Origin of the sequence: Serratia sp. Je.1.23.a (assembly GCF_051129805.1) — a bacterium.
GTDB lineage: Bacteria > Pseudomonadota > Gammaproteobacteria > Enterobacterales > Enterobacteriaceae > Serratia > Serratia liquefaciens.
Genome location: NZ_JBCPSR010000014.1, coordinates 23,229 through 37,484 on the forward strand (window position 1 = coordinate 23,229; position 14,256 = coordinate 37,484).

At 56.9% G+C, this 14,256-nt stretch carries 15 protein-coding genes and 1 riboswitch; of the genes, 6 read left to right on the forward strand and 9 right to left on the reverse strand.

What is annotated here, in order from left to right; genetic code table 11:
* Positions 1 to 2: 2 nt before the first annotated feature.
* The 7 genes from thiH to AAZT04_RS25635 all read right to left on the reverse strand — a co-directional run bounded on the left by thiH (position 3) and on the right by AAZT04_RS25635 (position 6,223).
* A complete protein-coding gene (gene thiH / locus AAZT04_RS25605; RefSeq protein ID WP_434682302.1) occupies positions 3 to 1,136 on the reverse strand; it encodes a 2-iminoacetate synthase ThiH in 1,134 nt (377 codons plus the stop codon).
* Positions 1,136 to 1,915 (reverse strand): thiazole synthase, encoded by a 780-nt coding sequence (locus tag AAZT04_RS25610; RefSeq protein WP_434682305.1) that lies wholly within the window; start codon positions 1,913 to 1,915, stop codon positions 1,136 to 1,138. The genes thiH and AAZT04_RS25610 overlap by 1 nt, the downstream gene beginning before the upstream one ends.
* A 1-nt stretch (position 1,916) precedes the next feature.
* The gene (thiS, locus tag AAZT04_RS25615; protein WP_048759445.1) at positions 1,917 to 2,117 is read right to left on the reverse strand and encodes a sulfur carrier protein ThiS; all 201 of its coding nucleotides are present in this window, start codon (positions 2,115 to 2,117) and stop codon (positions 1,917 to 1,919) included.
* Complete coding sequence (locus AAZT04_RS25620) at positions 2,114 to 2,863, reverse strand: HesA/MoeB/ThiF family protein (RefSeq protein WP_122076625.1); 750 nt, start codon at positions 2,861 to 2,863, stop codon at positions 2,114 to 2,116. Before AAZT04_RS25620 ends, thiS begins: the two co-directional genes overlap by 4 nt.
* A gap of 4 nt (positions 2,864 to 2,867) precedes the next feature.
* Complete coding sequence (gene thiE / locus AAZT04_RS25625; protein WP_261104519.1) at positions 2,868 to 3,506, reverse strand: thiamine phosphate synthase; 639 nt, start codon at positions 3,504 to 3,506, stop codon at positions 2,868 to 2,870.
* Positions 3,499 to 5,442 carry a phosphomethylpyrimidine synthase ThiC gene (gene thiC, locus AAZT04_RS25630; RefSeq protein WP_261104518.1) on the reverse strand — a complete coding sequence of 648 codons (1,944 nt, stop codon included), beginning with the start codon at positions 5,440 to 5,442 and terminating at the stop codon, positions 3,499 to 3,501. The genes thiE and thiC overlap by 8 nt, the downstream gene beginning before the upstream one ends.
* Positions 5,443 to 5,556: 114 nt before the next feature.
* Positions 5,557 to 5,681, reverse strand: a riboswitch (TPP riboswitch).
* A gap of 38 nt (positions 5,682 to 5,719) precedes the next feature.
* Complete coding sequence (locus tag AAZT04_RS25635) at positions 5,720 to 6,223, reverse strand: Rsd/AlgQ family anti-sigma factor (RefSeq protein ID WP_020828731.1); 504 nt, start codon at positions 6,221 to 6,223, stop codon at positions 5,720 to 5,722.
* A gap of 99 nt (positions 6,224 to 6,322) precedes the next feature.
* Here AAZT04_RS25635 and nudC point away from each other — a divergent pair, with 99 nt between their 5' ends.
* The 6 genes from nudC to AAZT04_RS25665 all read left to right on the forward strand — a co-directional run bounded on the left by nudC (position 6,323) and on the right by AAZT04_RS25665 (position 10,699).
* Complete coding sequence (nudC, locus tag AAZT04_RS25640; protein WP_020828730.1) at positions 6,323 to 7,090, forward strand: NAD(+) diphosphatase; 768 nt, start codon at positions 6,323 to 6,325, stop codon at positions 7,088 to 7,090.
* Between the two features lie 40 nt (positions 7,091 to 7,130).
* Positions 7,131 to 8,195: a uroporphyrinogen decarboxylase gene (gene hemE, locus AAZT04_RS25645; RefSeq protein WP_020828729.1), complete on the forward strand. Its 1,065-nt coding sequence runs from the start codon at positions 7,131 to 7,133 to the stop codon at positions 8,193 to 8,195.
* A 9-nt stretch (positions 8,196 to 8,204) separates the two neighbouring features.
* Positions 8,205 to 8,891 (forward strand): deoxyribonuclease V, encoded by a 687-nt coding sequence (gene nfi, locus AAZT04_RS25650; RefSeq protein WP_046374690.1) that lies wholly within the window; start codon positions 8,205 to 8,207, stop codon positions 8,889 to 8,891.
* Positions 8,892 to 8,939: 48 nt separating this feature from the next.
* On the forward strand, positions 8,940 to 9,530 hold the full coding sequence (locus tag AAZT04_RS25655) for a YjaG family protein (protein ID WP_004953973.1): 591 nt from the start codon (positions 8,940 to 8,942) through the stop codon (positions 9,528 to 9,530).
* A 188-nt stretch (positions 9,531 to 9,718) separates the two neighbouring features.
* The gene (gene hupA, locus AAZT04_RS25660; protein WP_012004757.1) at positions 9,719 to 9,991 is read left to right on the forward strand and encodes a nucleoid-associated protein HU-alpha; all 273 of its coding nucleotides are present in this window, start codon (positions 9,719 to 9,721) and stop codon (positions 9,989 to 9,991) included.
* Positions 9,992 to 10,060: 69 nt separating this feature from the next.
* A complete protein-coding gene (locus AAZT04_RS25665; protein WP_020828727.1) occupies positions 10,061 to 10,699 on the forward strand; it encodes a DUF1481 domain-containing protein in 639 nt (212 codons plus the stop codon).
* 45 nt (positions 10,700 to 10,744) lie between these two features.
* On the opposite strand, the gene purD is transcribed toward AAZT04_RS25665, so the two are convergent.
* On the reverse strand, positions 10,745 to 12,028 hold the full coding sequence (purD, locus tag AAZT04_RS25670) for a phosphoribosylamine--glycine ligase (protein ID WP_258090776.1): 1,284 nt from the start codon (positions 12,026 to 12,028) through the stop codon (positions 10,745 to 10,747).
* Positions 12,029 to 12,076: 48 nt separating this feature from the next.
* The gene (gene purH / locus AAZT04_RS25675) at positions 12,077 to 13,666 is read right to left on the reverse strand and encodes a bifunctional phosphoribosylaminoimidazolecarboxamide formyltransferase/IMP cyclohydrolase (protein WP_116691429.1); all 1,590 of its coding nucleotides are present in this window, start codon (positions 13,664 to 13,666) and stop codon (positions 12,077 to 12,079) included.
* Positions 13,667 to 14,256: the final 590 nt, after the last annotated feature.

Sequence of the window (14,256 nt, forward strand, 5' to 3'; positions counted from 1 at the left end):
GCTTATTGCGCGCCACGTCCAAGATAGCCGTCCCAGTCTTTCCACACCGGTTGCAAACCGGCATCGCTAATCGCTTGCGCCACCTGTTGCGGGGTACGGCCATCATGCGGTTCGAACTGCTCCAGTTCAGGCGGCACGTCGTCGGCATAGCCACCGGGTTGTGTCTTGGATCCGGCGCTGACGCTGTTGATCGCCACCGGGATCATATGATCGCGGAAGAACGGGGATTCACGCGTCGACAAAGAAAGTTCCACGTCGGGGGCGAACAGCCGGAAAGCACAGATCAACTGCACCAGTTGCGGTTCACTCATGATCGACGCCGGTTCTATACCGCCGGCGCAGGGGCGCAAACGCGGGAACGAGATGGAATAACGGCTCTGCCAATAGGTTTGCTGCAGGTAGAATAAGTGCTCGGCCAGCATATAGCAGTCGGTGCGCCAACTGTTGGAGAGCCCGACCAGAGCGCCGAGACCGATCTTGTCGATCCCGGCGCGGCCCAGGCGATCCGGCGTGGCCAACCGCCAATGAAAGTCCTGTTTCTGCCCACGGAGGTGATGCTGCAGATAGGTGGCGGGATGATAGGTTTCCTGATACACCAACACGCCATCCAGCCCCAGCGTTTTCAGTTCGGCATACTCTTCCTGCGCCAGCGGTTGTACCTCCATCATCAGCGAACTGAAATGGCGGCGGATCGCCGGAATATGCTGGCGAAAGTAATCCATACCGACCTTGGTTTGGTGTTCACCGGTGACCAGCAGCAGATGCTCAAAACCCAAAGCTTTAATCGCCAGACACTCGCGTTCGATTTCTGCGGCATCCAGGGTTTTTCGCTTGATGCGATTGCTCATTGAAAAACCGCAGTAAGTGCAGTCATTAGCGCATAGATTAGACAGGTATAAGGGCACATAGAAGCTGACCACGTTACCAAAACGTTGGCGAGTCAGTTGCTGTGCACGTTGCGCCAAAGGTTCCAGATAGGGCGCCGCGGCAGGGGAGATCAATGCCATAAAGTCTTCACGCGTCAGCTTGTTCGCATTGAGTGCACGCTCCACATCCCGCGCCGTCTTACTGTTAATGCGCAGCGAGATGTCGTCCCAATCCAACTGCTGCCAGCGGCGGCTGAAATCATCGGCCATCACAACGTCTCCCCGGCCTGGCTGAGAAAAGCTGTCAGCGGGCTGGAAGCCGCCGCACTACGTTGGCTACTGCCCAAACCGGCCTGGCGCGCCAGTTCGCCGGCTTCCAAGGCCAAACGGAAAGCATGCGCCATCTGTACGGGAGCGCGTGCCACGGCGATAGCCGTATTTACCAGTACCGCATCGGCACCCAGTTCCATGGCTTCCAGTGCATGGCTCGGCGCACCGATACCGGCGTCCACTACCACCGGCACTTTGGCCTGTTCGATAATGATCTCCAGAAAGTCGCGGGTGCGCAGCCCCCGGTTGGAACCGATTGGCGATCCGAGTGGCATGACCGCCGCGCAGCCCACTTCTTCCAGCCGTTTGCATAGCACCGGGTCGGCACCGCAGTAAGGCAGCACCACAAAGCCTTCTTTTACCAAGGTTTCCGCCGCTTTCAGGGTTTCTATGGGGTCCGGCAGCAGGTATTTCACATCAGGGTGAATTTCCAGTTTTACCCAGTGAGTGCCGAGTGCCTCACGCGCCAGCCGGGCGGCAAACACCGCTTCGGCGGCGGTCTTGGCACCAGAGGTATTTGGCAGCAGGCGAACGCCCAACTGTTGCAGCGGCGCCAGAATGGCATCATTGCCGCCGCGCAGATCAACGCGTTTCATCGCCATGGTGACCAGTTGCGAACCGGAGGCCTGCAGAGCTTCCAGCATCAGCGCTGGGGTGGCGAACTTGCCGGTGCCGGTAAACAGGCGTGAAGTAAAGGTGGTATCGGCGATTTGTAGCATGTCAGCCTCCGGCGATCGCTTGAAACAACAGGATGTCATCACCGTCCTGCACCTGGTGGTTAGCCCAGTCGGCGCGTGGGATGATGGTTTGGTTGATAGCCAGCGCGGTGCCCGGCTGGTGGCGTTGCAGTTGCTCCAGCAAAGCATCGACGCTCAGGGGCTGCGCCAGTTCCAACGGCTGCTCATTAAGCCGGATCTTCATGCTGCCCCTCCGCATACTGCACAGGTGCTGGCCTGGCTGAGTTGCAAGGTGCTCCAGCTTTGTTGTTTACCGTCGAACAACCGCAGTTTGCCGTTCAGTGGTGAAGACATGCCTGCCAGCATCTTTATCGCTTCCAGGGCTTGCAGCGTACCGATGACGCCGACCACCGGGCCGAGCACGCCAGCGGTGCGGCAATTGCGCTGCGGTTCTGCCGATTCCGGGTAAAGACAAGCGTAACAGCCGTGGACATAAGGCGGTTCAATGACCAGCAACTGGCCGCTGAAACCCACCGCGCTGCCGCTGATAAGCGGCTTGTCGGCGCTGATGCAGGCGGCGTTCACCGCATGGCGGGTTTCCATATTGTCGCTGCAGTCCAAAATGAGATCGGCGCGCTCCACGGCGTGATGCAAGGTTTCGCCTTGCAGCCGTTGCTCCAGCGCAATGGCTTCAACCATCGGGTTCAGTGCCTGTAACTGGCGCTGTGCCAGAGCGGCTTTGCTTTTTTCCACGTCGGGGCTGCGGTACAGGATCTGGCGCTGCAGGTTGGTGACGTGAAGCGTATCGTCATCGGCCAGCAACAGCGTACCGACGCCGGCGGCGGCCAGATAGAGCGCTGCAGGGGAGCCTAAGCCCCCAAGCCCGACGATCAGCGCCGTCGAACGCTTCAGCTTCTCCTGACCTTCCGGGCCGATATCTTCCAGCAGCAGTTGGCGGCTGTAACGCAGGAACTCTTGATCGTTCAACATGGCGTTACTCCTTGCCTTCGATCAGCTGCAGCAGTTGGGCGGTAGCGGCGCGCCAGTCCGGCGCCTGAGTAATGGCGCTGACCACCGCCACGCTACCTACGCCGCAGGCCAACACGTCGGCCACGCGATCGATACTGATCCCGCCGATCGCCACCGTCGGATAGTCACTCAACCCGAGGATATGGCGTTTCAGCTCTGCCAGGCCCTGGGGAGCGGAAGGCATGTCTTTGGTTTGCGTCGGGAAGATATGCCCCAGCGCAATATAAGAAGGCTTCACCGCAATGGCTCGCGCCAGCTCGGCGTCGTCATGGGTGGAAACGCCTAAACGCAATCCGGCGCGGTGAATGGCCGCCAAATCGGTGGTCTCCAGGTCTTCCTGACCCAGGTGGACGCCATAGGCATCGTGTTTAATCGCCAATTGCCAATAGTCATTAATAAACAGCCGGGCGTTGTACCTTTTACCGAGCGCAATGGCGGCGGTAATATCCTCTTCGACCTGCTCATCCGGCAAATCCTTGATGCGCAGTTGGATCGTGGTAACACCCGCATCCAGCAGGCGAGCAATCCATTCGACACTGTCGACTACCGGATACAACCCCAGCTTGTGCGGGGTGGCGGGGAAAGGCGTGGTGATATCAGTCATTGCTCAGTTCCTCTTGCAGGTTGCCGGCGCTGTGGTAGAGCTCGCTGCCGCGTGAACGGAACTCGGCCGACATTTTTTCCATGCCGGTAAGTTGTACTTCTATCGGTTTAGCGGCTTCCTGCGCTGCGGCATAGTCGCGTACTTCCTGCGAAATTTTCATCGAGCAGAATTTGGGGCCGCACATGGAACAGAAGTGGGCGATTTTGCCGGACTCTTGCGGCAGGGTTTCGTCGTGATAAGCGCGGGCGGTAGCCGGGTCGAGCGCCAGGTTGAACTGATCTTCCCAGCGGAATTCGAAACGCGCCTTGGACATGGCGTTATCGCGGATCTGGGCACCCGGGTGGCCTTTGGCCAAATCGGCGGCGTGGGCGGCAATTTTGTAGGTGATCAGCCCCTGTTTGACGTCTTCTTTGTTCGGCAGCCCGAGGTGCTCCTTCGGCGTGACGTAACACAGCATGGCGCAGCCGAACCAACCGATCATCGCGGCGCCGATGCCGGAGGTGAAGTGGTCATAGCCCGGAGCGATATCGGTGGTTAGCGGGCCAAGGGTGTAGAACGGCGCTTCGTGGCAATGCTCCAACTCTTCGGTCATGTTGCGACGGATCATTTGCATCGGTACATGACCCGGGCCTTCGATCATCACCTGCACGTCATATTCCCAGGCAATTTTGGTCAGTTCGCCCAGCGTGTGCAGTTCGGCGAACTGCGCTTGGTCATTGGCGTCCTGAATTGAGCCGGGGCGCAGGCCATCGCCCAGGGACAGTGAGACGTCATAGGCGGCGCAAATTTCGCAGATTTCGCGGAAGTGCTGGTACAGGAAGTTTTCCTGATGGTGTGACAGACACCATTTAGCCATGATCGAACCGCCGCGCGAGACGATGCCGGTCAGGCGCTTGGCGGTCATCGGTACATAGCGCAACAGTACGCCGGCGTGGATGGTGAAGTAGTCAACGCCTTGCTCTGCCTGCTCAAGTAACGTATCGCGGAACATTTCCCAGGTCAGGTTTTCCGCCACGCCGTTCACTTTTTCCAGCGCCTGATAGATAGGCACCGTGCCGATCGGTACTGGGCTGTTACGCAGGATCCATTCGCGGGTTTCGTGGATATAACGGCCGGTGGACAGGTCCATCACCGTATCCGCGCCCCAGCGGGTGGACCAGACCAGTTTTTCGACCTCCTCTTCGATGGATGAGGTCACCGCCGAGTTGCCGATGTTGGCGTTAACTTTCACCAGAAAATTGCGTCCGATGATCATCGGCTCGGATTCGGGATGGTTGATATTAGCGGGGATGATGGCGCGTCCAGCGGCCACTTCCTGGCGAACGAATTCCGGCGTGATGTTCTCCGGTAGATTGGCGCCCCAACTTTGCCCTGGATGCTGCTGACGCAGGACATCGCCACGGATACGCTCGCGGCCCATGTTTTCGCGGATGGCGATAAACTCCATCTCAGGAGTGATTACGCCAGCGCGGGCGTAGTACAACTGGGTGACGCATTTGCCGGGTTGCGCCTTGCGCGGCCGCGGCAGATGTTCAAAACGCAGGTGATCCAGACCTTCATCCGCCAGGCGCTGCTGGGTGAAACCGGAACTGACGCCATTGAGCAGTTCGGTATCACCGCGTTCAGCTATCCAGCCTGCACGCAGTTTTACCAGGCCGGTATGCACATTAAGTTCAGATTGCGGATCGCCATAAGGACCGGCAGTGTCGTATACCGGAATGGCTTCGTTGGGCTGGTACTGTGGGTTGTCTTTGTCGCCGCCAAGCAGCGTCGGGCTAAGCTGGATTTCACGCATCGGCACCTGCAGATCGTTGCGTGAGCCCTGCAGATAAATCCGGCGTGAATTGGGAAAGGACACGCCCTGAAGGGTATTGATAAACTGCTGGGCTTCTTCGCGTTGCTCTTTACGGGCACGGGGTTTTTTAACGTTAGACATAGCAAGTTCCTACCAGTGTGTTGGGTTGGGAATGTTGCTTGTCTGGAGCTCGGAGGGAGTAATGATGCTGGCCGACAGGGCGGGATTATCCCTGTTGGGATCACCTGCCTGTGGCGATAGATTACTCTTGTTCCCTTCGCGGGTATTAACCCGATCAGGTTCCGCGGATCCCGAATTAACGGTCTCAGCCTGGCCAATTTGATGAACAAATCAGGCGCTAGGCACTCCGACAAGATGCCCCCAGTATAGGAGGGTGAATAAAAAAAACTACAAAATTCTAACGTGCCTGGTCCAGCGCTTTATCCGGCATCGTTTGTTGCCAGGCTTCGGTCGCCAGTTGGATCAGCTTATCTTCCAGGGTAAAACGTGCCGCCAGGGTTTCACCGATATCCGACAATGCCTGATGGAGTTCCAGGCACACATCCTGATCGATATCCACTTCGGTATAGCGATCGTGAAATGCCATAATCTGTTCGGTATTTGCCCACAGTTTGGGGTAGATGTTTACCGACAGCGTCATTTTCGGACTGGATGCGCCTTCCACTTGCTTGATAATTCTGTCATAGATATGAAAATGACCGGCGGAAAGGTAATCCACCAGATTATGGCAAAAGTTCTCCAGCGCTTTTTCATTCAGCGGCGTATGCTTTTCTTTATTCGGTTTGATACCCACGAGGGTGCAATAGGCGACCAGCAATTGCTTGCGAGCCTGAAGCCATTGATCAACTAATTCATTACTACCACCAACGCGCTGAGTCAGGCTTTCCAAACGGTTGAGCATGTTTGACTCCGTAAGTAATAAAACGTAACAGTAAGTTATTAAAATGTTACAAGGCCGATTTGTAGAGTGCCAGTGAAGCTGAGGTTGTGCAACAACGATATGGAACTTGCATTAACGGGTAATGAAAATGGCTGGTGGATTGTCAGCCATGAAAGCAAACTTTGGTTACCAAACGGTGAATTGCCGTGTGGTTTGGCGGCGTCATTCTCCCTGCAGGGGCGAATGGCCAGGGCTATTGGTGAATGGGAAGGGCTGCCGGTCTGGCTTGTCCGTCAGGCGATGCCGCAGGACATGGGCTCGGTACGCCAACTGCTTGAGCTCGATCGTGGACTGTTCCAGCTCGCCGGTCGGGGAGTGCAACTGGCCGACTTCTACCGTTCCCATCGCTACTGCGGTTACTGCGGCCATGAGATGCATCTCAGTCGTACGGAGAGTGCCTGTCTGTGCGGCAATTGCCGCGAGCGTTACTACCCGCAAATCGCCCCTTGCGTGATTGTTGCCATTCGACGTGACGACGAGATCCTGCTGGCCCAGCACGTGCGCCATCGCGGTGGAATTCATACTGTCCTGGCCGGTTTTGTTGAGGTCGGCGAAACGCTGGAGCAGGCGGCTGCGCGCGAGGTAATGGAGGAAAGTAATATTGAAATCAAAAACCTGCGCTACGTCACCTCGCAACCATGGCCATTCCCGCATTCGCTGATGATGGCCTTTATGGCCGATTACCATCGGGGTGAGATCCGTCACGATCCGAAAGAGCTGCTTAACGCCGGCTGGTACCGCTACGATCGGTTGCCGCTTTTGCCGCCGCCTGGCACCGTGGCGCGCCGCCTGATAGAGGACACCGTAGCCTTATGCCGCGAGCAATAACTCGCTACAATAGCGGCAGATGAATAAGGGAGCCCCATAAATGAATGAGTTGAAGAACGATCGTTACCTGCGCGCGCTGCTGCGTCAGCCGGTGGATGTGACCCCCGTATGGATGATGCGTCAGGCCGGTCGTTATTTGCCGGAGTACAAAGCCACCCGTGCCCAGGCCGGTGATTTTATGTCGCTGTGCAAGAACGCGGAACTGGCTTGCGAGGTTACGCTGCAGCCGTTGCGCCGCTTCCCGCTGGATGCGGCCATTCTGTTCTCCGACATCCTCACCATTCCCGATGCTATGGGGCTGGGGCTGTATTTCGAAACCGGCGAAGGCCCGCGTTTCTCCTCGCCGATTACCTGTCGTGCCGACGTGGACAAGTTGCCGGCCTTCGATCCGGAAGTGGAGCTGGGCTATGTGATGAACGCGGTGCGTACTATCCGCCGCGAGCTCAAAGGCGAAGTGCCGCTGATCGGTTTCTCCGGCAGCCCGTGGACCCTGGCGACCTATATGGTGGAAGGCGGCAGCAGCAAGGCCTTCACCAAGCTGAAAAAAATGATGTATGCGGAGCCGGCTACGCTGCACCTGCTGCTGGATAAGCTGGCAGACAGCGTCATTTTGTATCTCAACGCCCAGATCAAAGCCGGCGCGCAGTCGGTGATGGTCTTCGATACCTGGGGCGGCGTGCTGACCGGCCGTGACTACCGCGAATTCTCTCTGCATTACATGCATAAGATTGTCGATGGGCTGCTGCGTGAAAACGATGGCCGCCGCGTGCCGGTCACGCTGTTCACCAAAGGCGGTGGCCAGTGGCTGGAGGCTATGGCGGCCACCGGTTGTGACGCGCTGGGTCTTGACTGGACGACCGACATCGCTGACGCGCGCCGTCGCGTAGGGGATAAAGTCGCGCTGCAGGGCAACATGGATCCTTCTATGCTGTATGCGTCACCTGAGCGTATTGCCCAGGAAGTGGAGACCATCCTCGCCGGTTTCGGTCACGGTGAAGGGCACGTATTTAACCTGGGTCACGGCATTCATTTGGATGTGCCACCAGAAAACGCCGGCGCCTTTGTCGAGGCGGTTCACGCTCAATCGGGCAAATACCATCGCTAAGGACCGGACGTGATAGATACTCAAGCCCTACGCGCGGAGCAATTGCAGCGCGCCTCGGAGGTGATTCGTTACGATGACTTCCAGACCGAGTCGCCGGCCTTTATTGCCGGTGCCGACGTGGGCTTTGAACAGGAAGGTGAGGTGACGCGTGCTGCCATTGCCATCCTGCGCTATCCATCGCTGGAGCTGGTGGAGTACCGGGTGGCGCGTGTCGCGACCACCCTGCCTTACATTCCCGGTTTTTTATCATTTCGTGAATACCCTGCGTTGCTCGCGGCTTGGGAGCAATTGCAGCAGAAGCCGGACCTGGTTTTTGTCGACGGCCATGGTATCTCACACCCGCGCCGTCTGGGCGTTGCCAGCCATTTCGGTCTGCTGGTCGACGTACCGACCATTGGCGTCGCCAAAAAGCGCCTGTGCGGTAAATTCGCCCCTTTGGACGCCGCCGCCGGCGCGTTGGCGCCGCTGGAAGATAAAGGCGAGCAGCTTGGCTGGGTGTGGCGTAGCAAGGCGCGTTGTAACCCGTTGTTTATCTCTACCGGCCACCGCGTCGGGGCCGACAGTGCGTTGGCTTGGGTACAACGTTGCATGGCGGGCTACCGTTTGCCGGAACCTACGCGCTGGGCTGATGCCATCGCCTCGCGCCGGCCGGCCTTCCAGCGCTGGTTGCAGCAGCATCCAGAGGTGTCGCAATGACCGATTTCGGGTACACTGCGGCGCAGATAACGCGTAAGAGAGTGAATAATGCTACGTAACCCGATCCATTTACGTCTGGAAAAGCTTGAAAGCTGGCAACATTTGACCTTTATGGCCAGTTTGTGCGAGCGTATGTATCCGAATTACCAGATGTTCTGCCTGCAAACCGAGTTTGGCGATCCGGCGATTTACCGCCGCATTCTGGATTTGGTGTGGGAAACGCTGGTGGTCAAGGACGCCAAGGTCAACTTTGACAGCCAGCTGGAGAAGTTGGAAGAGGCGATACCTTCGGCAGAAGATTACGATCTTTACGGCGTTTACCCGGCTATTGACGCCTGTATCGCATTAGGGGAACTGATCCATTCGCGACTCAGCGGGGAGACGCTAGAGCACGCCATCGCCATTAGCGAAACGTCAATTCGCACCGTGGCGATGTTGGAAATGACTCAGGCCGGTAAAGAAATGACCGACGATGAGCTCAAGGTTTTGCCTGCGGTAGAGGAAGAATGGGACATCCAATGGGAAATTTTCCGCCTGTTGGCTGACTGCGAGGAACGCGATTTAGAGCTGATCAAAGGCTTGCGTTCTGACCTCCGCGAGGCCGCGGTGAGTAATATCGGGATAAATTTAACGCAATAAGGCAAGAAAACGTGATTTAACGCCTGATTTGTCATGCCTTAAGGCTTCACATCCGCACCCTGTCTGGTCTACATTTGGGGGGCGTAAAAAAAGTGGCTATCGGTGCGTGTATGCAGGGAGTGCTGTCAATCGGCATATCCGTCGCACTCGATGCTTTGCAAACGATAAACACACTGTAAGGATAACTTATGAACAAGACTCAACTGATTGATGTAATCGCGGACAAGGCTGACCTTTCCAAAGCACAAGCTAAACTGGCTCTGGAATCCACCCTGGCTGCTATTACTGAGTCTCTGAAAGAAGGTGATGCAGTACAATTGGTTGGTTTCGGTACTTTCAAGGTCAACCACCGCAACGAGCGCACTGGTCGCAACCCGCAGACTGGTAAAGAAATCAAAATCGCAGCTGCTAACGTGCCTGCGTTCGTTTCTGGTAAAGCACTGAAAGACGCGGTTAAGTAATACTGCGTGTTGGTGAAAAGATTAAACAGGGGGGCAAGAGCGCCCCTTTTGTTTATCCGACAGGCGCTCATGGTCATCGGCCTTGCCGGTGTCCTGAGCGCCTGCAGCAGTCATTCAGATCCTCCTGCCTTTAGTGCCAGTGGCTTTGTGGCCGACCAGGGCGTTATTCGCCTGTGGCGCAAAGACGACGATCGGCATCGCCCACAGGTGCTGATGAGCGTCTACAGTCCTTATCGCGGTCCGGGCACCGTCACCACGCTGTACGAATACCAAAACGGCGAACTGCGCCAGATTAAACGCACCGATGCCGATGGCGATCGTGACTCTATCCAACTCCGCTTCACCGATGACGGCGAAGTAAGCTTTATGCAGCGTCAACTGGCCACGCGGCGTGAACAACTGACCGCCGATGAAATCGCGCTGTACCAATACCAGGCGCGTCGAGTGCTTGAAGTGAGTAATGCGCTGCGTGCCGGCAATGTGAAACTGCTGCAGGGGCGTTGGCAACAGGGCACGGTGCAAACCTGCGATGGCCAAACGTTGAAACCAGGGCTGGACGGCAGTGCCGAAGCCTGGATTGAGCGTCGCGCCCGCAACAGCAGCCAACCGGTGAATATTGCCTGGTTGGATGCGCCAGAAGGGCGTGAACTGCTGCTGGTGGCAAACGACGATTTTTGCCGCTGGGAACCGAAAGAAGATCAGCTATAAAAAAGGCCCCGCATGGCGGAGCCCTCAGAGATTTTAGCGTTCAGATCATTTGCCGCGTGCAATCGCACGATAGCCAATGTCCTTACGGCAGAAGCTGCCTGGCCACTGAATGCCATCCGCCAATTGGTAAGCGCGTTGTTGCGCCTGAGCCACCGTTTCACCCAGTGCGGTAACGCACAGCACGCGGCCACCGCTGGTCACCACGTCGTTACCCTGCATGCGGGTGCCGGCATGGAATACCTTGCCGTCGGCGCTTTCTTGCTGCGGCAAACCCTGAATGACCTCACCGTTGTTATAGTCACCCGGATAACCGCCGGCTGCCAGTACCACGCCTAACGCAGGACGTTTATCCCATTCAGACGTTTTCTCATCCAGCTTGCCTTCCGCACCGGCCAGGCACAGTTCAACCAGATCAGAGCGCAGACGCAGCATGATCGGCTGGGTTTCCGGATCGCCAAAGCGGCAGTTGAATTCAATGACTTTCGGTTGACCGTCCGCAGAGATCATCAGCCCGGCATAAAGGAAGCCGACATAGGTGTTACCTTCCGCCGCCATGCCGCGCACGGTTGGCCAGATAACCTGGTCCATCGCGCGTTGGTGGATTTCATCGGTCACCACTGGCGCCGGGGAATAAGCCCCCATACCGCCGGTGTTCGGGCCGGTGTCGCCATCGCCGACGCGTTTGTGATCCTGGCTGGTGGCCATAGGCACCACGTTTTCACCGTCGACCATGACGATAAAGCTGGCTTCTTCCCCATCCAGGAATTCTTCCACCACGATGCGGTGGCCTGCATCGCCGAAGGCGTTGCCTGCCAGCATGTCTTGCACGGCGTCTTCCGCTTCCTGCAGCGTCATGGCAACAATCACGCCTTTACCGGCAGCCAGACCGTCGGCCTTGATGACGATCGGTGCACCTTTACTGCGAACATAGGCCAGCGCCGGTTCGACTTCGGTAAAGTTTTGGTACTCGGCGCTTGGGATATTGTGGCGCGCCAGGAAATCTTTGGTGAAGGCTTTAGAGCCTTCTAACTGAGCTGCGGCCTGAGAGGGACCAAAGATTTTCAGACCGGCGGCCTGGAAGGCGTCAACCACGCCAATCACCAGCGGCGCTTCCGGCCCAACAATGGTGAGGCCGATATCGTTGCTCTGGGCAAAAGCGAGCAGGGCCGGAATATCGGTAGCGGAGATCTCGACGTTCGTAAGACCTGGTTCCAGCGCGGTACCGGCATTGCCCGGTGCTACGTAAACTTTGTCCGCCAGCGGTGATTGGGCTGCTTTCCAGGCCAGCGCGTGTTCGCGTCCGCCGTTGCCGATAATTAAAATGTTCATCAGGTGCTCCACGAAGGGCGTGCGCCGCAGCGCACGCAGCAAAAAGGATTAATGGCGGAAGTGACGCATATCGGTAAAGATCATCGCAATGCCGTGTTCGTTGGCGGCGGCAATCACTTCATCATCACGGATCGACCCGCCTGGCTGGATCACGCAGGTGATGCCAACGGCTGCCGCGGCATCGATGCCGTCACGGAACGGGAAGAAGGCGTCGGACGCCATGGCGGAGCCTTTGACTTCCAGACCTTCGTCGGCGGCTTTGATGCCGGCGATCTTGGCTGAGTAAACGCGGCTCATTTGCCCCGCACCTATGCCGATGGTCATGTTGTCGCGCGCATAAACAATGGCGTTAGACTTAACAAACTTGGCCACTTTCCAGCAGAACAGCGCATCACGCAATTCCTGAGCGGTAGGTTGGCGTTCGGACACTACGCGCAGATCGCTTTCACTCACCATGCCCAGATCGCGATCCTGCACCAGCAAGCCGCCGTTGACGCGCTTGAAGTCCAGAGCGGCAATGCGTTGCTGCCATTGGCCGCAGGCCAGCACGCGGACGTTCTGTTTGGCGGCCAGCAGGGAGCGCGCTTCCTGGCTGATGCTAGGGGCGATAATCACTTCCACAAACTGACGACTGATAATGGCCTGCGCAGTGGCGGCGTCCAGTTCGCGGTTGAAGGCGATGATGCCGCCGAACGCGGAGGTAGGATCGGTTTGATAGGCACGCTCATAGGCTGCCAGAATATCGTCGCCTATCGCCACGCCACAGGGGTTGGCGTGCTTGACGATAACGCAGGCCGGTTCGGCGAACTCTTTCACGCACTCCAGTGCCGCATCGGTATCGGCGATGTTGTTGTACGACAACGCTTTGCCCTGTAGCTGATCGGCGGTGGCGACAGAAGCTTCCTGAACATTCTCTTCTATATAGAAGGCGGCCTGCTGGTGGCTGTTCTCACCGTAGCGCATATCCTGCTTCTTGATGTAGTTAAGGTTCAGCGTGCGAGGGAAGCGACCGGAAGGCTGCTCGGTTTCGCCATGGTAGGCCGGCACCAGCGCGCCGAAGTAGTTGGCGATCATGCTGTCATAAGCGGCGGTGTGTTCAAAAGCCTTGATAGCCAGATCGAAACGGGTGGCGTATTGCAGTGAGCCGTCGTTGTTATCCATCTCGGTAATGATAGCGGCGTAGTCACTGCTCTTTACCACGATGGCGACGTCTTTATGGTTCTTGGCCGCGGAGCGCACCATGGTTGGGCCGCCGATGTCGATATTCTCTACTGCATCTTCCAGCGAGCAATCCGGGCGCGCCACGGTTTGGGCGAACGGATACAGGTTTACCACCACCATGTCGATCGGCTTGATGTCATGTTGGCTCATGATGCCATCGTCCTGGCCGCGACGGCCCAGAATGCCGCCGTGCACTTTCGGGTGCAGCGTCTTTACTCGTCCATCCATCATTTCCGGGAAGCCGGTGTAGTCGGAAACTTCGGTAACAGGTAGACCGGCATCTGCCAGCAGGCGAGCGGTACCGCCGGTGGAGAGCAGTTCAACGCCACGGCTTGAAAGCGCTTCGGCGAATTCAACGATACCGGCTTTGTCAGAGACGCTGAGCAGGGCCCGGCGGATTGGACGAGGTTGTTGCATGGTTTTATCCCTTGGCTTTGGAGTCGCAATAAAAGAGCGTTACGTGAATTTCCACCTTCTACTCTCTATAAGGAAAGGTTTTTCTCTCTATAAAGGGGGTATCAGGCACAAATTCAGGTAACGCCCCCATAAAAAGGGGAGCGTTTCGTCGCGGGGAATTGTAGCGAAAACGTTTGCGTGGCGCTCGTAAATTTTCCGTGCAAATGGCTTCTGTGGATAAGTTTGTGCACAACAGGGTATAAGGCGGGCTTTTGCTGTGGAATGCAGCAAACGATCGTTTTTGTCGAAAATACCTGTTGCGGCCTGCGAGGAACTCCCTATAATGCGCCTCCATCGACACGGAACATGTGAACAACTTCACAGAGTATCCGGGGTTCGAAGAGAAAAAATCCTGAAATTTAGGGGTTGACTCTGAAAGAGGAAAGCGTATTATACGCCACCTCGAGATAGCAAGCTACGGCGGCTAACTCACTGCTCTTTAACAATTTATCAGACAATCTGTGTGGGCACTCCACAAGACGATATCCAGAACCTTCGGGTTCAAAAAAATATCAAGTCTTGAAGAGTGACCAAGCAGTAATTCATTTAGT